This window comes from Photobacterium aphoticum (genome assembly GCF_001029435.1).
In the GTDB taxonomy this organism is placed as follows: Bacteria; Pseudomonadota; Gammaproteobacteria; order Enterobacterales; family Vibrionaceae; genus Photobacterium; species Photobacterium aphoticum.
This window is the reverse complement of sequence record NZ_LDOV01000017.1, coordinates 1-17,653: the sequence shown is the minus strand read 5'-3', so window position 1 is coordinate 17,653 and position 17,653 is coordinate 1. Positions and strand designations below refer to the sequence as shown.

Genomic DNA, 17,653 nt, shown 5'->3' with positions numbered 1-17,653 from the left:
TTATTTATCTCCCTTACGAAGACGTGGATCCAAGAAGACGATCAGAATGTCGGCCATGAAGTTGAAGAACAGCATGAACAAGGTCATCAGCAAAAGCTGGCCCTGCAGAACCTGATAGTCACGGGCGTGAATGGCGTTCAGCAGTACGGTACCCAGACCCGGGTAGTTGAAGATCATTTCAACAATCAACTGACCACTGATCGCGGTACCCAATGCCATCGACAACGCGGTCACACTTGGCAGCATGGCGTTACGCGCAGCGTAGTTGAAGACCACACGGTTCTCGCTAAGGCCCTTGGCTTTTGCCATGGTGATGAAGTCTTCATTAAGCAGGTTGATCATGTTGTTACGCATGTTGATCAGGAACCCGCCAATCTGACTGAGGGTGGCACACAATAATGGTAGTGCGGCGTGGTAGAGCACGTCTTTGTAGAAGGCCCAACTTGACCAGTCAGGCGTGGTGCCCGAGGTGTAGGCGTTACCCGCAGGGAACCATTCCAGCCCGATGGCGAAAATGAACATCACCAGCATTGCCACAACCACTGATGGAATGGATTGAATAACCAGCATGCTTGGAGAAATAAAGGCATCGTAATAGCTGCCACGACGCCATGCGGCGAAGATACCCAGTACAGAACCAATACAGAATGACAAAATCACCGCTGTACCGGTTAAAAATAAGGACCAGCCAATGGCGCTACCTAATAATTCATTCACTGAAATCGGGTAGAACTTAATGGAGGTTCCCCAGTTCCAGCTGAAGATATTGGCTAAATAGGTGAAGTACTGCTCATACAATGGAGCATCCACAAAACCGAGCAGCTTTTTCATCGCCTCAATGCGTTCTGGGCTGACATAAGTCATCGCATTGGCGAACATCATAGTGACCGGATCGCCGGGCATGGCACGCGGTAAAATAAAGTTTAAGGTGGCGGCAAATACGAGTGCTAAGAAATAGAACATAAGCCGTCGAAGAAAAAATGACATCGCTCTTCCTTAATTAAAAGCAAATCAATCCCCAGCGTGTGAATAGGCGTCACACACTGTCCAAATTATTGGATGACAAAGAGGGCGGGCTATCAGGCCCGCCTATTCATTTATTTACGTGGTTTCAGATCCAGCACGTGTAATAAGCGCTCCGGAACACCAGCCCAAGATAAAGGACGGCCTTTTGGATTGCTCTCACTCCACCAACCAGTGAAGCGACTTTCGTTAAACTGGTAAACATCGACCCCAGACATGACCGGTACCGTCACTTGGTTTTCGGCAATGATTTGCTGAATTTGATGCGCGATATCTTGTTGCTCTTCCAGTTTGGCAGTTTTGTAGAACTTATCTAGCAGAGCATCGAGCTCCGCATTTTGGAAGAAGTGCATTGCAAAGCGTGGCATGTTGCCGCCGCTCTGGTTACGCGAATGGTAACCACTGTTCCAGTAACGGTGTGGATCGGCGCCGTTAAAGTAGTTGGTGTAAGCCACATCATAAGTGCCGGATACCATGGCTTTGTTGTATACCGCGAAGTCAGCGGTACGGGCTGTGGCGTTAATGCCCGCAGCACGCAATTGTTCTACACCCAACTGTACGGTGTTGTTGAAATCGGTCCAGCCATTAGGAGACTGCACTTCCAACAAAATTGGCTTACCGGTTGGCGTTTCCACATAACCGTCGCCATCGATGTCTTTATAGCCGGCTTCTTTGAGCAACGCCTTAGCACCAGCAAGGTTATAGGTGTTGTAGCCTTTGTACTTATTGTAGATGTCTTTATCTGCCCAGAATTCAAACACTTTACCTAGGCCAGACGCGTAATCATTCACGACACCGTTGCCGTAGAACGCGATATCGATGATCTTCTGGCGGTCGATAGACATTGAGAACGCGCGGCGGAAGTTCACATCTGTGATCGCTTCATGGTTACCCGGTTTTGGTGATTTGAAGTTCAGCATGAAAGCTTGGGTACTGGCCGCAGGGTACCAGTATTTGTGGTGCGGGTTGCGCGCGGCATAGGTGCTGTCGATATCAGGAATGAAGGCGGCAGACCAGTCTAGCTCAGACTTGATGATACGGCTTAGCAGCTGATCGTTGTTGGCAATTTGCGGTACACGCAGACAGTCCACTTCCAGGTTGTCATTGTCCCAGTAATGCGGGTTACGACATTGGATATACAGTTGCGGGGTAAAGGTGTCGATGTCGGTAAATGGCCCCGTACCGACCGGGTTTTCGTTGGCAAAACTTTCAGGTTTTTCTACATGCTCCCAGATGTGTTTAGGCACAACAGGCACGTTAGCGATTTCATACGGCAGGTTAGAATGTGCTTCAGTCAGATCAAAGATGACATTGTTGCCTTCCTGGCGGACATCTTTCAGCCAACGGTTAATACCACGTGGGTCAAGCTCAGGTTTGGCTTTGATCAAGTCAAAAGAGAACACCACATCAGCGGCTGTAAACGGTGTACCGTCAGACCATTTTACCCCTTCACGAATTTCATAGGTCACTTGCGTTAAGTCATCAGACATGTAGTAGTTTTTAGCCAAACGCATGACGGGTTTGTTACCGTGCATTTGGTTGAAAATCACCAGTGGTTCGTAGATGAAGTCGGTGGTGGTACGCAGGTTAGTCGACAGGTAGGGGTTGAAGTTACGGATAAGCACCGGATAGAAATCGGAAACGATAGTCAGCTGATTTCTTTCTTCTGCAATCGCACTGGATGTAGACAAAGCAGCGAGGATCACAAGGGCAAGTCGAGAAGATTTGGTATTAAAGCGCATAGGGCTTCCTTACTTGATAATGCGTTTGATAAATCGTGATTAAAACGGTGATGCGGAATAACCGAACACTGAGATAAAATGAAAAAACTTTCAGCCTAAATTCAAAAGCGTGAAAATAAATAAGCCAAACACAAAACGCGTATATTTAAAACGGCTTATCACCGAATGACTTTCACGTTGAATTTATAGAATGTGTTATGCCCTATAATGGAATAGGGCATAGTCCTAGCGTGTGACGTTGTTTATGGTTATTGTATTTATTTAGACCTACTAAAATAATCATTATTTCGTGTGTCTAATTTAATGGCTGGCCGCCGATCAGTGATATTACTTTGTAAATCCATTATGTTGTTTCTACATTCATCCTTTGAATATGGGAACAGTCTAGTATGGCTAATATATATTGGGGAGTGGATAATTCACCCCTATACTGGACTTCTGTACCCACCGCAATAAAGTGTGACGGGCTTAAATAATGTATTTATAGAGAACGCTAATTAAGTGTGATGTGTGTTCATGCAAATCATTTTAAATGGAGATATTGGCGAGAAAGTTCGGGTATATGCTAGGGAGAGGAGAGAAAGGGGGAGGTAATAGGGTGTGTTGTCATTTCGTTGGCAATAAAAAATCCGGCTTTACTGCTAAAGCCGGATTTCGATGTATCTCGTATTGCGGGTAACGCTAGTCTTGGAGCAAACCGACGAGGGCATCTTGCGTATCGGTTAGGCCATTGCTTTGGTTATCCAGACCTAGTTCCTTACGGGCCTCTTCGGCAGACATACCAAGATGACAGCGCAAAATATCAATAGCTACTTGGTAGTTTTCATGGTCAGCCATCATTCCTCCTTGATAATTAACAGCACAGCGATTCAATCAACTGGTAATGACAATAGTGTAATGCTTCCTTGGTGACAATAAGACTAAAGTCTAACCTTTAGCATGTACTATGTTTGCATAGCATAAGTGTGATCTCTGGAACGTTTCTACCTGTGGTAAACGGGAAGAGGTATTTATGCCGAATGGGAGGATGTGGTGCCATATGCAGCAGGCAAACTAACGAAACGTAACAATTTATCTCTTTCTCTTGTGTTTCGATTCTACGACCATACTATAAAGAAAATACTAGGACGGTCACGGTTGTTGTGTGCTGTCATACTATGTTTGAACAACAACGCCATTTTCTGGAGAAAGAGTTTACTATGAAGCGTATTGCATTGTTTTTGGCAACCAACCTAGCGGTAATGCTAGTGTTTAGCGTTGTCTTGAATGTGATTTATGCAGTGACGGGGATGCAACCGGGTAGCCTATCAGGCTTGCTGGTGATGGCAGCTCTGTTTGGTTTTGGTGGCTCGTTAATTTCACTGTTTATGTCAAAGTCGATGGCTTTGCGTTCAGTGGGCGGTATGGTGATTGAACACCCGCGTAACGAGACAGAACACTGGTTGATGGAAACCGTATCACGCCAGGCGCAACAAGCTGGCATTGGCATGCCGACGGTAGCCGTTTATGACTCGGCTGACATTAACGCCTTCGCAACGGGTGCGAAGCGAGATGATTCATTGGTTGCGGTGTCTACCGGTCTGCTACAGAACATGACCCGTGATGAAGCCGAGGCCGTATTGGCACACGAAGTGAGCCACATTTCGAATGGTGATATGGTGACCATGACCCTGATGCAGGGCGTCGTGAACACCTTCGTGATTTTTGTATCGCGCTTGGTGGCAGGGGCGATCAGTGGTGTGAATAACAGTGATGAAGAAGGTGAAGGCGGTAGCTACATGACCTACTTTATCGTCTCTAGCATCATGGAAGTGCTGTTTGGCTTCTTGGCCAGCATCCTGACCATGTGGTATAGCCGTCACCGTGAGTTTAAAGCGGACGCAGGCTCTGCGCACCTGGTGGGTAAAGAGAAGATGATTGCAGCGCTTGAGCGTTTGAAGATGAGTCAAGAATCTCACCTTGAAGGCTCAATGATGGCATTCGGTATTAACGGCAAGAAGTCACTGTCTGAGCTGTTCATGACGCACCCGCCGTTGGATAAGCGAATTGATGCGCTACGTCGTGGTGAACACCTGTAATTCCATGCATTTGCGCTTACAGACAGCGCAAGAAAAAATAATTTTATAAAATCTAAGCCTCTGACTTCACAATCAGAGGCTTTTTTTGTATTTTATACATCGTTCGATATAAAGTTTCATATTTTTTATTATTTCGATAAAAATCTTTCATGAACAATATGCTCAATTTTGCATGTGCATTGCCGATAAAGGGATGTATTTACAAGAAGCAAATAATCAAATTCCTTTGTGAGACACCCGCGCTTGAGGTGTCGCAAAGTCTTTGAGCAAGGATTGTCATGAATTGGTTCAATAATATTAGTTTTAAGTATAAATTGGTTTTTCCTGTGTTAGTGGTGGCATTTGCCTTTTCCTTGTTAATAACACAAGTTTTCCAATCCTATAACGAGCAACAACAAGCAGATACGTTACTTCGCGAGCAGGTCCAGCCCGTACTGGATAATCTTGAAGATTCCTACCGTGATATGTATCAGGTAATGGCGGCGGGTTTAGGTATGGCCTTAACGCAGTCAGATGAAACGAATTCTATCGAATTACACCGCTTTAATTTCTACGATAACGCCCCGAAAGCGGCCCCGCGTATTTCCTCTGTCCACAAGTTGGTGGATATCGGTTTCTTACCTGAAGCCAGCCGCCGCAACATTCAATTGTTGGAACGTGATTTTGATACTTGGCAAAAACGCTATGAAATCATGATCACCGATCCGGCTAACGCCTATACGTTCTACCGTGAAAATGAGCAGTTAGCGGAAAAAGATTTTGAGTCGATGCGTAAGCTGCTCAAAGTGATCCGTAAAGATATTGAAGCACACCGTGCGGAGCTATTGGCTAAAGTAAAAGATAATGTTGAAGGCACCAAAACCATGCTGGTGGTAGGTTCACTGCTTGCGTTGCTCTTGTCGGCAGTGATCACCTTGGTTGTGAGTCGTTTGGTGGTTAATCCGCTACAGCAATTGACAGCGACACTGAAAGAAATTTCAGCGGGCGAAGGCGATCTTTCTACCCGTGTTCATGTACCGGGTGACGATGAAGTCGGCCAATTGGCGGTGGCTTTCAATACCTTTGTTGAGAAAATTCACGCGACTTTGGGCAAGGTAGTGGCAACGTCGCATCAAGTGCGCACGGAAGCGACGCAGTTGACTACGCTGACAAACAGCATTTTGCACGCATCACAAGTTCAGCAGGGCCAGTACGATCAAGTTGCTGCGGCGGTGCAGGAATTGAGTGCAACCAGCCAAACGGTAAGTGGTCATGCAAGTGATGCGGCCAATGTGACGACAGACATCAGCACGCAATCTCATCAGGTACAGGTGACATTGGATGAGTCAGTGAGTGCGATTGGTCAGTTGGCAAATGAGATTGATCAGTCCAGCGGTTTGATTCAAGAGCTAGAGAAAAACGTAGGCGGCATTGCCTCTATTCTGGAAGTGATCCGTGGCATTGCCGATCAAACGAACTTGCTGGCACTGAATGCGGCGATTGAAGCGGCACGTGCGGGTGAGCAGGGACGGGGTTTTGCGGTAGTAGCCGATGAAGTCCGTTCGTTGGCGAGCAAGACACAATCGTGTACCGGTGAAATTCACACCATGATTGAAAAGCTACAAGAGACAGTGGATCACTCTGTTGCGGCAATGCGCAAGAACTCAGAGTCAGGTACGCACACCGTAGCTCGCGCACAGCAAACCAATACCGCGTTGGATGCGATGAGCCAGTCGATCATTTTGATCAATGACATGAATACCCAAGTGGCGACGGCAGCGCAGCAGCAAACCACAGTGACGGATGAGCTTACGCATAACATTCACGACATTGTAGCCGGCTGTAACGAAACCCTGACTCACGTACAGCATGCGCAAGCGGCGTGTCAGAGTCTGGCGAAGCAGAGTGAAGTGCTGGACGGTTTGATTTCACAGTTCAGAGTGTAATGATTCACGCTTAGAAGCTAGCAATCATAAGCCTGAAAAGACAGCGCAGAAATATAAAACAGAAGACACAAAACGGGCAGCCTGCGCTGCCCGTTTTTTTTATGGCGTTAAACTTGGAAGCGATTATGCCGTTGCTGGTTGACGTACAATCGGTTTGTCATCGATAGGAATGTGGATCAATGCTGCCAAGAAGGCCAGTACGACGGTTGTCCACCAGATTGGCTCATAACTGCCATAGTAATCGTAAATACGGCCACCGAACCATGCGCCTAAGAAGCTACCGACTTGGTGCGTAAAGAACACCAAACCGTACAACGTCGACATGTAACGCGCACCGAAGATTTGACGGACAAGGCCTGACGTCAACGGCACGGTACCCAGCCAGCAGAAACCGATCGCCCCGCCAAAGATCCCCGCTGTTTCAACGGTGACCGGGAACAGCACGAAGCAAGCAATCACAACGGTACGCATCAGGTACAACGCGGTCATCACATAGCGTTTGCTGAACTTATCGCCCATCACGCCCCAGAAGTAACTGCCGAAGATATTGAAAATACCTACGTAGGCCAGCGCCATGGCTGCCGCAGTCGCCGGTAAGCCTTTATCTGCCAGGTAGCTTGGCAAGTGCGTTGCAATGAACATCACATGGAAACCACACACAAAGAAGCCTAAGTGGATGAGCCAGTAACCACGGTGATGGAACGCTTCGCTTAGTGCTTCACGCAGCGTTTGTTCTTGTTCAGGCGCTTGTCCGGCCGGTGTGGTTGCCGGTTTGGTTTTCATGAAGCATGAGAAAGCCAGAATCAGGCCACACAGCATCGCAAACACTTGTAGGGCCGTTTGCCAGTTGAAATCACTCAGCAGGTACTGCGCACCCGGGATCACGGCAAACATACCGAATGAACCGGCAGCAGTGGTGAGGCCGAAGGCTTTAGCTGTGTGCTCAGCAGGTACCACACGGGCAACCGCACCCAGCACGATCACGTAGCTGGTCGCACTCAAGCCAAGACCGACTAAGCCACCCAGCGTCAGGAATAGCCAGTTGGGTTCAAGGGCGATCGATGTCAGGTACAGGCCTAATGCATAGGCAAGCGCACCGGTCCAAATAACGCGTTGTGCGCCCCAGCGGTCTGCTGCCATGCCGACAAAAGGTTGGAATACACCAAAAAGAAGGTTCTGCAGGGCAATCGCAAGGCTAAAAAATTCACGGCCCGTATCAAAGTGGGTCGAGATAGGCATCATGAAGATACCAAATGACTGCCTGATCCCTAGGCTGATGATTAGTGTCCCAATTCCCATCCAAACGAGGAGTGGAAAACGAAAAATGCTCATTGTGTTTAAAGTCCTGAATAGTTAGGGCTTGTTGAATTTTGCTGATGGCAACCACCGCTCATCGCATGTGCGGCCAGCGCGTCCAAAAGAGGCTGACAGTGGTGCACACCCACTAAAGTGATCGCCAGTAAAATCGTCATACGGATCAACTGCGCACGTAGAGATTGCGAGAACATGAATACCTCAATGCGAAAAAAGAGGCCGGATGATAGTGGATTCGATTACATGACTCAAATGAGCAAAATTCAACTATGGTATGCGTAAAATGCATACGTAGAGGGGCTGTTCAGACATTGCTGAGGAGTTAGGCAAAAATCAAGTATGTGACCAAGATCTCACTCATTGGTCACAGTAAAACAGGGCAGAAAAAGTGCTTATACGGCGATTATTTTGCTGTCTTTAGCTATAAAAAGCTTATTTATACCGATTGGTAGTAGGGCAAAAACAGCGCGCGAACGTTCACTTGCGCTTTCAGGCGAGCCGCCAGCAGATAGAGCCCGCCAAGTTTGCGGTGAAAGAAAATGGCATCCGCTGGTGGCGTGTGCCAATAGTTTTCCCGTGTGCTCAGTGCTGTGCCCGCATCGCGGATCCGTCGGGCTAAATCGGTTTGGCCAAAATCGAAGACACCATCATAAATCACCGGCTCACAGGCTTCTTTACACAGATCCACCACGGCTTGATGTTGACGAGCGGTAATGGGCTGGCTGAAGAACCCGATTTGTTTGAGGGCATCTTGCATCCCTGTATCGTGATCATGCATTGCATGGCTGATCAGGGCTTGATAACCCGTAGCAATGTGCTCGGGATACTGGCGGGTCGCACCGAAATCTAACAATACCAATTGGCGCTGCTCGATGTCATAAAGGAAGTTGGCAAAATTGGGATCGGTTTGTACTAAGCGGAATGCGAACATTTCTTTGAACAGGAGTTCAAAGGCCAGAGCCATGACATGATTACGGACCGCTTGCGGTTGTGTGTGCAGGTGCTCAACGGGTTCCCCTTCCACAAATTCCATCGCGAGGATATGTTCCGTGGTGAGAGCATCATACACAGCGGGAATGCGATAACGATGATCATCACTCAATAACGTTTTGTATTGCTGAAGGAGCGAGGCTTCCAGTCGGTAGTCGGCTTCATCATGCAACTGCTGCTTTGCATCCGTCAGCAGAGGTTGGTAGTCCACGTCTTTAGGGATCAACCCTGAGATTTTTAGTAAGGTGGCGACGTTGTCCACATCACTATCTATACTCTCTTTGATACCCGGATACTGGATTTTCAAGGCGACTTCATCGCCTGCCAGTGTCGTGGCTTTGTGCACCTGACCAATAGAGGCGGCTGCAATCGGATAGAAGGAGAAACGCTGAAAGCGATCTTGCCAGTCGAGTTCCCATTCCTGCTCTAACACATGATTAAGCTGACTGATAGGCATGGCTTTGGCTTCTGCACGCAAGCGAGCGAGCAAGTCAGCCAATTCCGGCGGCAGGAGATCGCCCGCATCCATCGACATGAGTTGCCCTACTTTCATGGCCGCTCCGCGCAATTGTGCCAGCTGCTCTGCCACGCGCTTGGCATTGGCGGGTGTCAGCAATAAATCACTGGTGCGGGGTCGGTTGCCTTGTGCGAGTTGTTTGACGCCCTCTGTCACCATGCCGCCTGCCACGCGAGAGGCTAATATGCCCAATCGGCCCATGCGGGATAATCGACTTTTCGGGACGGCGGCATACTCCTGATCAGAGGCTGGGGAGCGATTATCAAACAGTGATGAGGGAACAGTCGGCTTTTTATTGGTCATAGAAGTCATCATTATCCGTCAGTTAGATCAGCATGTAACAAGATACGTGCTTCAATAAGGGATAGTTTAATGATGGGGGAATAAATACAAACATGGCCAGCAAAGCTGGCCATGGGTCAAACAAATCTGGTGTAACCAATCGCACCTGACTTGCTGTTTGTGATGTGGGTTCGCAAGTGTTAGCTGAACGGATACCAGAATAGCTGTTCTGCTTGGTAGCGATTGGCAAAGCTGGCTGCCAGTACCACAAACAATAGCGCGATAACCGCCATATCTTGTTTGGTCAGCGGTTTTTGGCTGTACCAGCTACGTTGCTTGTTACGACCGAAACCGCGTAGTGTCATTGCGTTGGAAATCACATCCGCACGATCTAAGCTAGAGAAGATCAATGGCCCCAGGATTTTTGCCACATTCTTAATGCGGGTGAACACTGGCGCATTTTTAGAAATATCGACCCCACGTGCTTGTTGGGCATGCATGATGTTGATGAAATCTTTGGTCACTTCCGGCAGATAACGCAATGTCAGGCTTACGGCATAAGCAATACGGTAAGGCACACCCAAACGGTTCAGGCTGGCTGAAAACTCGGTAGGGTGGGTCGTGAACACGAACACCAAGGCAATAGGGAACATACTGAAATATTTCAGTGTGACCGTCAGCAGATAAAACAAGGTCTCTGTCGTGATCGAATAATTGCCAGCCAGTGGCAGCAATACCGTTTGGCTACCCATGTATTCAGTGCCTTGCTGTGGGGCGATGGCAAACATGAACACCGCATTCATGAGCAAGACAGTGACCGTACCTGTCATCAACGTCTTATAGACAGGAAACGGGACACGCGATAAACGCAGTAGACCAAAGCCGATCAAGATCAGCACAAGGATAATACGCAGATCAAACGTCATCAGCACCACGGTCACCCATGCCATAAATAGCAAAAACTTGGTGATACCGTTGAGCGCATGCAGCGGTGAGCCGGTATTCACATAGCTAATACCGAATTTAATTTTATTGGTTTTCATTATTGTGCTTTTGCCTCATGCTGGATGAAGCAACGAATAAAGTTGTCAATACGTTCAATGCCAAGGCGCTCAGCCAAGGTGTACAAACTGGTTACCGTCAGGTTCGCTTGCTCTAACAGGGCAGGCTGGCTGAATACCTGATTTACCGGTTCATCCGCCAGTAGCAGGCTGTCTGCAATCACAACGGCACGCTCGGTGTATTCCAGCACCAAGTGCATATCATGCGAGATGATCAAAATCGTCAGACCCAGTGTCTGGTTGATCTCACGGATGAAGTCCATCATCTTGGTGTAGTGGTAGTGATCCTGACCTGCTGTTGGTTCATCCAAAATCAGCAGTTTCGGTTCAAGTACCAGCATGCTGGCAATCGTGACACGCTTTTTCTGGCCGTAGCTCAGGGCATCAATCGGCCAGTGGTGATAACGACCTAAGCCACACAGCTTCAGCGTTGCCATCACTTTTTCTTTGACTTGTTCTTCTGCAACCCCACGGTTACGCAGGCCTGATGCGACTTCATCAAAGATCATATGATGTGAAATCATGTGATTCGGGTTTTGCAGCACGATACCGATGTCTTGGCTACGTTCAAAAATAGAACGTGTCGCAATGTCTTCACCGTTAAAGTGAATAGAGCCGGCATCCGGTTCCAATACCCCCATGATCAAACGGGTGATGGTCGATTTCCCAGAGCCGTTTTTACCCAGCACAGACACAAATTCACCTTGGTGAACTGTGAAGCTGACATCGCTCAGTGTTTTGCGGACATCATCATAGGAATAGCTGACATTTTTCAGCTCCAGTAATGGTGTTTTCGTTGCAGCTTCAGGCTGTTCACTTTGCTGCTGATACCAATCCATAAGGGCAGGGGCAAAGCGTGACAAATCCATGGTGGCCAAACTGGCTGGCTTGTCGGCTTCTGTGATCTCGCAGCCTGCTGCTTTCATGGCAGACAAGTATAACGGCTCACGAATACCGTGTTCAGCCAATAGCGGACTGGCAAGCAGGGCATCTGGCGTCATGTTCGCGACAATCTCACCGCGTTCCATCATGATGATGCGGTCAACCGGACAGTGCAGTACATCTTCCAGACGGTGTTCGATAATAACCACAGTTTTACCGGTTTCACGGTGCAAGCGGTCGATGATCTCAATGGTGCTCTTGCCGGTTTTTGGGTCAAGGCTCGCCAGTGGTTCATCAAATAGCAGGATGTCAACGTCATCTACCATCACACCTGCCAGCGAGACGCGCTGTTTCTGGCCGCCACTCAGATCGAACGGCGACAGGTGCAACATGGTGTCCAGATCCAGCATAGCGGCAGTTTCTTCGACAACGCGATGCATCGGGCCCGGTGCGATCATCTGGTTTTCAAGTGCAAAGGCGATGTCTTCACCAATGCTCAGGCCAACGAACTGGCCGTCAGTGTCTTGCAGCACCGTACCCACCAGATTCGTGCATTGGTGGAGATCCATGTGTTGGGTATCACGGCCACCAATATGTAGCGAACCGGTAATGTCACCTTTTACTGCGAACGGGATCAGGCCGTTCAGGCATTGGCCAAGGGTGGATTTGCCGCTGCCACTTGGGCCGACAATCACAACCTTTTCACCTTTCTCGATCGTTAAATTGATGTTCTTCAGGGTCGGTTGTTCAAGCGCCCAGTATTTGAACGAGAAATTAGAAAACTCAATGGACATGCGTTAGTACGCCTCTTTCAGGTTGTAGCTTTGTTGTTTGCGTTTAGCGACAGACGTCAGGATAAAGTGACCAACAATCGCGATCAGCAGGGTGTTGCCTGCCGCAATAATGGTGAGCTGTGCCAGTACCTTGGTAAACGGTTCGGCGTAAAGCACGGCATCCAAAAACGCAGAGGTGCCGTAGCCAATCACGTTACCCAAGAAGGCTAATACCACGAAAAGAAAGAAGTCCCATTTCGTGAACAGGCCCTTTTCAATGCGTTGCTTGGTGATTTTCGGGAACAGGCCAATCAGCAGGCCAACAATGCCGGAGCCGATGACCCAGGTGATCCACACGCCCCAACCGGCGAAGAGATCCGTGACCCAGTGGCCAATGAAGCCAACAAGAAAACCAACAAGAGGGCCAAATAGCACGCCAAACAAAGCCAGTACGGCCATCGCAGGTTTGAGAGTGGTATTTGCAAAGACAGGAATACCGAACATAGGCAGACCGCCGATGCCATAAAGCGCGGCACCAATAGCGATAAGCACAACTGTCTTAGCAGAGAGATTCATGACATAACCTTTATATACTCTTAGGGGTATTTGCTTCTTTTGTGTCCACCACGTGCTGCTTTGCGGTGCGCCATCAATAGCGATCTCTGAGTGGACCTATCTTGGTCACTCCATTTGCAAATATCCGTTTTGAGCAAGAGCAGTTATGCCGGGAGACATAAGAGGGCGCAATCATACATGAACCGAATAAAGAAAGGAAACCTTTACTTCTAGACGTCTAAGAGTTGAGCAATTCTTTTTTTATCAGGTCTATAATCACAAAATAATATGCAATCAAGTGAGCTTTATTGCCTTCACAAACGTAAAAAGAGAAGATGGATAACGTATGGAAACTTAGACATAATGCAATGGCGTTTGTCTGCAAGTATGGATTGCTTGCTGTCATATTACAGACGTTAATACAGTGTTAAATAGACAGAATGTCAGGGATGAATTGTTCATAAATTGAACTTGTTGGTTTTTTGGCCAATAAAGGCAACTTATTCAAGGTATGTCACAAGGGAATGTTTTTAACGTAGTGATTTTTTTATAGAAAATGTGTTTTTTGATTTCTACAGAGAAGTGGTTGATGCCGGCTTTAAATGTTGAATTCAGGGCTTTATTTTTCTGAATATTTAGTAAATACTGCATTTTGATGTCGCTTTATTTTGAAGCGCGTAAAATATAAACAAACCTGATTTTGTCAAGCATTAAGTTGCAGCGAAAGTTTGCGCTGAGACACAGAATCTGTCTGTGTTCAGATAGGAACTTCAGGTAAAATTGGGTAGTATCAGTAGTAGCAATCCCGCCATTTCGGCTGGGTGCAGAGCCAAATCATATCGGAGATACAGCTTGATTAATGTATTCCTTGTAGATGATCACGAACTGGTTCGCACAGGGATCCGACGTCTTCTTGAAGATGTCCGTGGTATTAAAGTGGTAGGGGAAGCCGACAGTGGTGAAGAAGCCGTAAAATGGTGTCGTCAGGAGCATGCTGACATCATTCTTATGGACATGAATATGCCAGGTATTGGTGGCCTTGAAGCGACGCGAAAGATTCTGCGTTTTAGCCCTGATGTTAAAATTATCGTTTTAACCATCCATACAGAAAACCCATTCCCGACGAAAGTGATGCAAGCCGGTGCGGCTGGCTATCTGACGAAAGGGGCGGGGCCGAGTGAGATGGTTAACGCAATTCGTATGGTACACAGTGGGCAACGCTATATCTCGCCGGAGATCGCGCAGCAGATGGCTCTCAGTCAGTTTGCGCCAAATTCTGAAAATCCATTTAAAGATCTCTCTGAGCGTGAGTTGCAGATCATGATGATGATCACCAAGGGCCAGAAAGTAACGGACATTTCTGAGCAATTGAGCCTGAGCCCCAAAACCGTAAACAGCTACCGTTATCGTCTGTTTAATAAATTGAACATTAACGGTGACGTGGAACTGACCCACCTTGCTATTCGCCATGGAATGCTAGACACAGAGACGTTGTAGTGTCAGAACTGTTTGATGCAAAAAGCTTTCTGAAAACGGTGACTCACCAGCCAGGCGTATATCGCATGTATGATCTGGCTGGCGAGGTGATTTATGTCGGAAAGGCGAAAGATCTTAAAAAACGCCTTTCCAGCTACTTCCGTACAAACGTTGCCGGTGAAAAAACACGTGCCTTGGTGAAGAACATCGCCAAGGTCGACGTGACGGTGACACACACCGAAACCGAAGCGCTCATTCTTGAGCACAATTATATAAAGCTTTACCTGCCTAAATATAACGTCCTGCTCCGGGACGACAAATCGTATCCTTATATTTTCCTCAGTCGCACCGCGCATCCTCGCTTAAGCCTTCACCGTGGTGTGAAAAAGCGTAAGGGCGAATATTTCGGTCCGTATCCTGATGGCGGTGCGGTTCGTGAATCTCTACACTTGCTACAAAAAATCTTTCCTATTCGCCAATGTGAAGACTCGGTGTATGCCAACCGTAGTCGCCCGTGTCTGATGTACCAGATTGGTCGCTGTTTAGGCCCGTGCGTGAAAGGGTTAGTGAGCGATGAAGCCTATCAAGAACAAGTGGAGTTTGTCCGTCTGTTTTTAAAAGGCAAAGATCGTCAGGTGATCACGGCATTGGTGGAGAAAATGGAGCTGGCGAGTCAGCAACTGGCCTTTGAGAAAGCGGCAATGTACCGCGATCAAATTCAAGCGTTGCGCCGTGTGCAGGAGCAGCAGTTTGTGAGCCAGGACAGTGACGACGATTTGGATGTGGTAGGCATTGCGCATGACAGTGGTATGGCGTGTATTCATGCGTTGTTTATCCGTCAGGGTAAAATCTTAGGCAGCCGCAGCTATTTCCCGCGTATGCCGCAGGATGCTGATATCACAGAAGTGCTGTCGAGTTTTGTGAGTCAGTATTATCTGAATCAAGCGGAAGGGCGGGTGATCCCGTCAGAAATTCTGCTGGGTGAGCCATTGGGGGATGAGCAAGAGGTGATTGCACATACCTTGTCTGAATTGGCCGGGCGTAAGATCACCATTAAAGTAAGCACACGCGGACATAAAGCGAAGTTTCAGCGATTGGCCCAGACCAATGCACACACCGCGCTGGTCAGTAAGTTGAATCACAAAATGACCATTCATCAGCGATTTGTGGCGTTAAGAGAAGCACTTAACCTCAATACGCTGGAACGTATGGAATGTTTTGATATTAGTCATACCATGGGCGAGAAAACCGTGGCATCGTGTGTGGTCTTCAATCAGGACGGACCACTGAAGCAGGAATATCGCCGTTACAATATTACAGGGATTACCGGAGGCGATGATTATGCCGCGATGGCACAAGCATTAGCACGTCGGTATGGATCACAGGTCGATCCAGATAAGATTCCTGATATTATTTTTATCGATGGGGGTAGAGGTCAGCTCTCAAGAGCGTATGATGTAGTAAACCCGCTCATGGCTGAGTGGCCGAAACGGTCGACGTTGATTGGTGTTGCGAAAGGCACAACACGTAAACCGGGTCTGGAAACCTTGATCATGACCACGGGTGAAGAATTTTCGATGCCGTCTGATTCACCGGCTTTGCATCTTATTCAACACATTCGGGATGAAAGCCATAACCATGCAATCAGTGGTCACCGCGCGCAACGTGCGAAGGTGAGAAAACGAAGTGCATTAGAAGACGTTGAAGGCATCGGGCCTAAGCGTCGTCAGGCGTTGCTCAAATACATGGGTGGGTTACAGGAACTGAAGAAAGCCAGCAGAGAAGAAATCGCCAAGGTACCGGGCATCAGCAAGGCATTGGCGGAAAAGATATATGACGCATTGCAACATTAAGCAGTGTGGCCAGACAAAAAATTCAAAATAAGAATTAGTACTTATGCGTTTAACGATTCCGAATATTTTAAGTTTCATACGGCTATTGCTCATCCCATTTTTTGTTCTTGCATTCTACTTGCCGTACGAGTGGTCACCGTTTGCGACCGCAATGATCTTCTTTGTTGCCGGTGTCACTGACTGGTTTGATGGATACTTAGCGCGTAAATTGAATCAAACGACCCGTTTTGGTGCCTTTATCGACCCTGTGGCGGATAAGGTGATGGTTGCTACTGCACTTGTGTTAGTGGTTGAGCAGTACCATTCTCTGTGGATCACGATCCCTGCCATTACCATGATTGGCCGTGAAATTATTATTTCTGCGCTGCGTGAATGGATGGCGGAGCTGGGTAAGCGTTCTAGTGTTGCTGTGTCTTGGGTCGGTAAGGTGAAGACGGCATCGCAGATGTTAGCGTTGTTACTGCTGCTGTGGCACCCACATGAGTGGTTAGTGTGGCTTGGCTATGCGGCCTTGTATGTGGCGATGATCCTGACTTACTGGTCAATGTACATTTACCTGCGTGCAGCCAAAGACGATTTGTTTAACGCTGAACATATGTAGTGTTGTTTTGACACGACGAAGACGCATAAAAAGCAGCCAGTGGCTGCTTTTTTTATTTCTCGTGAACATTAGGGGCATCCTTAAAAACGCTAACAGCAAGAAAACGGTGGTTTTTTAACGGCTTGGTTGACTAATTTCTCTCACAATTGATCTTGAAATGGATGAATTGGTTGAAATTAAATCGAACGATGCGTTTTTCTGTATTTTCTGCGTGACAGACTCTGCGGGTGGTGTAGAATGGCCGCCATACCAACGAGGAACGCCTCGATGGTTGTGGAAATGGCGCGTTGGCAGAGTGGCTATGCAGCGGATTGCAAATCCGTGGACCTCGGTTCGACTCCGGGACGCGCCTCCATTTGCGACACTAGCTCAGTTGGTAGAGCGCAACCTTGCCAAGGTTGAGGTCACGAGTTCGAACCTCGTGTGTCGCTCCAAATTAACGGATGATGTGACCAAACACGAGGAACCTCGTGTCTCGCCCAGATTCGGGCAAGCTGGTCGCGTCGCTCCAATTTAGATTAAAGATATAGCTTAATTAAGCGGTATCAAATGGTGTACCTTTTCAGGCACCGCAACGAATT

Annotated in this window: 14 protein-coding genes and 2 tRNA genes; 7 read left to right on the top strand and 9 right to left on the bottom strand. The window is 47.8% G+C overall.

Annotated features, from left to right (window positions below; all coding sequences use genetic code 11):
* The 3 genes from ABT58_RS09175 to ABT58_RS24195 form a co-directional block, all read right to left on the bottom strand.
* Window positions 1-987, bottom strand: coding sequence for an ABC transporter permease (locus ABT58_RS09175; RefSeq protein ID WP_047874104.1), 987 nt, complete (start codon window positions 985-987; stop codon window positions 1-3).
* Window positions 988-1,097: 110 nt separating this feature from the next.
* The gene (locus ABT58_RS09170) at window positions 1,098-2,765 is read right to left on the bottom strand and encodes an ABC transporter substrate-binding protein (protein ID WP_047874103.1); all 1,668 of its coding nucleotides are present in this window, start codon (window positions 2,763-2,765) and stop codon (window positions 1,098-1,100) included.
* Between the two features lie 681 nt (window positions 2,766-3,446).
* Window positions 3,447-3,602, bottom strand: a complete 156-nt coding sequence (locus ABT58_RS24195) for a hypothetical protein (protein WP_047874102.1) — start codon at window positions 3,600-3,602, stop codon at window positions 3,447-3,449.
* Between the two features lie 362 nt (window positions 3,603-3,964).
* Here ABT58_RS24195 and htpX point away from each other — a divergent pair, with 362 nt between their 5' ends.
* Window positions 3,965-4,843: a protease HtpX gene (gene htpX / locus ABT58_RS09160; protein WP_047874101.1), complete on the top strand. Its 879-nt coding sequence runs from the start codon at window positions 3,965-3,967 to the stop codon at window positions 4,841-4,843.
* Window positions 4,844-5,121: 278 nt separating this feature from the next.
* Window positions 5,122-6,768 (top strand): methyl-accepting chemotaxis protein, encoded by a 1,647-nt coding sequence (locus tag ABT58_RS09155; RefSeq protein ID WP_047874100.1) that lies wholly within the window; start codon window positions 5,122-5,124, stop codon window positions 6,766-6,768.
* 123 nt (window positions 6,769-6,891) lie between these two features.
* Here the strand turns inward: ABT58_RS09155 and ABT58_RS09150 are convergent, their stop codons facing one another.
* From ABT58_RS09150 to ABT58_RS09130, 6 genes are all read right to left on the bottom strand, one after another.
* Window positions 6,892-8,100 carry an MFS transporter gene (locus ABT58_RS09150; protein WP_047874099.1) on the bottom strand — a complete coding sequence of 403 codons (1,209 nt, stop codon included), beginning with the start codon at window positions 8,098-8,100 and terminating at the stop codon, window positions 6,892-6,894.
* A 5-nt stretch (window positions 8,101-8,105) separates the two neighbouring features.
* Window positions 8,106-8,276 carry a hypothetical protein gene (locus ABT58_RS24190; protein WP_169749957.1) on the bottom strand — a complete coding sequence of 57 codons (171 nt, stop codon included), beginning with the start codon at window positions 8,274-8,276 and terminating at the stop codon, window positions 8,106-8,108.
* Window positions 8,277-8,518: 242 nt separating this feature from the next.
* Window positions 8,519-9,790 carry an ABC1 kinase family protein gene (locus ABT58_RS09145; protein ID WP_047874245.1) on the bottom strand — a complete coding sequence of 424 codons (1,272 nt, stop codon included), beginning with the start codon at window positions 9,788-9,790 and terminating at the stop codon, window positions 8,519-8,521.
* 281 nt (window positions 9,791-10,071) lie between these two features.
* Window positions 10,072-10,914 (bottom strand): energy-coupling factor transporter transmembrane component T family protein, encoded by an 843-nt coding sequence (locus tag ABT58_RS09140; protein ID WP_047874098.1) that lies wholly within the window; start codon window positions 10,912-10,914, stop codon window positions 10,072-10,074.
* Entirely contained in the window at window positions 10,914-12,608 is a 1,695-nt protein-coding gene (locus tag ABT58_RS09135; RefSeq protein ID WP_047874097.1) for an ABC transporter ATP-binding protein, read from the bottom strand. The genes ABT58_RS09140 and ABT58_RS09135 overlap by 1 nt, the downstream gene beginning before the upstream one ends.
* Window positions 12,609-12,611: 3 nt before the next feature.
* Window positions 12,612-13,163: an ECF-type riboflavin transporter substrate-binding protein gene (locus ABT58_RS09130; RefSeq protein ID WP_047874096.1), complete on the bottom strand. Its 552-nt coding sequence runs from the start codon at window positions 13,161-13,163 to the stop codon at window positions 12,612-12,614.
* 831 nt (window positions 13,164-13,994) lie between these two features.
* Here ABT58_RS09130 and uvrY point away from each other — a divergent pair.
* From uvrY to ABT58_RS09105, 5 genes are all read left to right on the top strand, one after another.
* Entirely contained in the window at window positions 13,995-14,639 is a 645-nt protein-coding gene (uvrY, locus tag ABT58_RS09125; protein ID WP_047874095.1) for a UvrY/SirA/GacA family response regulator transcription factor, read from the top strand.
* Window positions 14,639-16,471 carry an excinuclease ABC subunit UvrC gene (gene uvrC / locus ABT58_RS09120; RefSeq protein ID WP_189595451.1) on the top strand — a complete coding sequence of 611 codons (1,833 nt, stop codon included), beginning with the start codon at window positions 14,639-14,641 and terminating at the stop codon, window positions 16,469-16,471. Before uvrY ends, uvrC begins: the two co-directional genes overlap by 1 nt.
* A gap of 43 nt (window positions 16,472-16,514) precedes the next feature.
* Entirely contained in the window at window positions 16,515-17,072 is a 558-nt protein-coding gene (gene pgsA, locus ABT58_RS09115; protein WP_047874094.1) for a CDP-diacylglycerol--glycerol-3-phosphate 3-phosphatidyltransferase, read from the top strand.
* Window positions 17,073-17,353: 281 nt separating this feature from the next.
* Window positions 17,354-17,427: transfer RNA gene (locus ABT58_RS09110), tRNA-Cys, on the top strand.
* Between the two features lie 3 nt (window positions 17,428-17,430).
* Window positions 17,431-17,506: transfer RNA gene (locus tag ABT58_RS09105), tRNA-Gly, on the top strand.
* Window positions 17,507-17,653 lie beyond the last annotated feature (147 nt).

What these genes read in the sequence shown, in the direction of transcription:
- ABT58_RS09150 (WP_047874099.1), bottom strand. Translation starts at nt 8,100, where the DNA reads ATGAGCATTTTTCGTTTTCCACTCCTCGTTTGGATGGGAATTGGGACA.
- htpX (WP_047874101.1), top strand. Translation starts at nt 3,965, where the DNA reads ATGAAGCGTATTGCATTGTTTTTGGCAACCAACCTAGCGGTAATGCTA.
- ABT58_RS09135 (WP_047874097.1), bottom strand. Translation starts at nt 12,608, where the DNA reads ATGTCCATTGAGTTTTCTAATTTCTCGTTCAAATACTGGGCGCTTGAA.
- ABT58_RS09145 (WP_047874245.1), bottom strand. Translation starts at nt 9,790, where the DNA reads ATGGGCCGATTGGGCATATTAGCCTCTCGCGTGGCAGGCGGCATGGTG.
- ABT58_RS24190 (WP_169749957.1), bottom strand. Translation starts at nt 8,276, where the DNA reads ATGTTCTCGCAATCTCTACGTGCGCAGTTGATCCGTATGACGATTTTA.
- ABT58_RS09140 (WP_047874098.1), bottom strand. Translation starts at nt 10,914, where the DNA reads ATGAAAACCAATAAAATTAAATTCGGTATTAGCTATGTGAATACCGGC.
- ABT58_RS09155 (WP_047874100.1), top strand. Translation starts at nt 5,122, where the DNA reads ATGAATTGGTTCAATAATATTAGTTTTAAGTATAAATTGGTTTTTCCT.
- ABT58_RS09130 (WP_047874096.1), bottom strand. Translation starts at nt 13,163, where the DNA reads ATGAATCTCTCTGCTAAGACAGTTGTGCTTATCGCTATTGGTGCCGCG.
- ABT58_RS09170 (WP_047874103.1), bottom strand. Translation starts at nt 2,765, where the DNA reads ATGCGCTTTAATACCAAATCTTCTCGACTTGCCCTTGTGATCCTCGCT.
- ABT58_RS24195 (WP_047874102.1), bottom strand. Translation starts at nt 3,602, where the DNA reads ATGGCTGACCATGAAAACTACCAAGTAGCTATTGATATTTTGCGCTGT.
- pgsA (WP_047874094.1), top strand. Translation starts at nt 16,515, where the DNA reads ATGCGTTTAACGATTCCGAATATTTTAAGTTTCATACGGCTATTGCTC.
- ABT58_RS09175 (WP_047874104.1), bottom strand. Translation starts at nt 987, where the DNA reads ATGTCATTTTTTCTTCGACGGCTTATGTTCTATTTCTTAGCACTCGTA.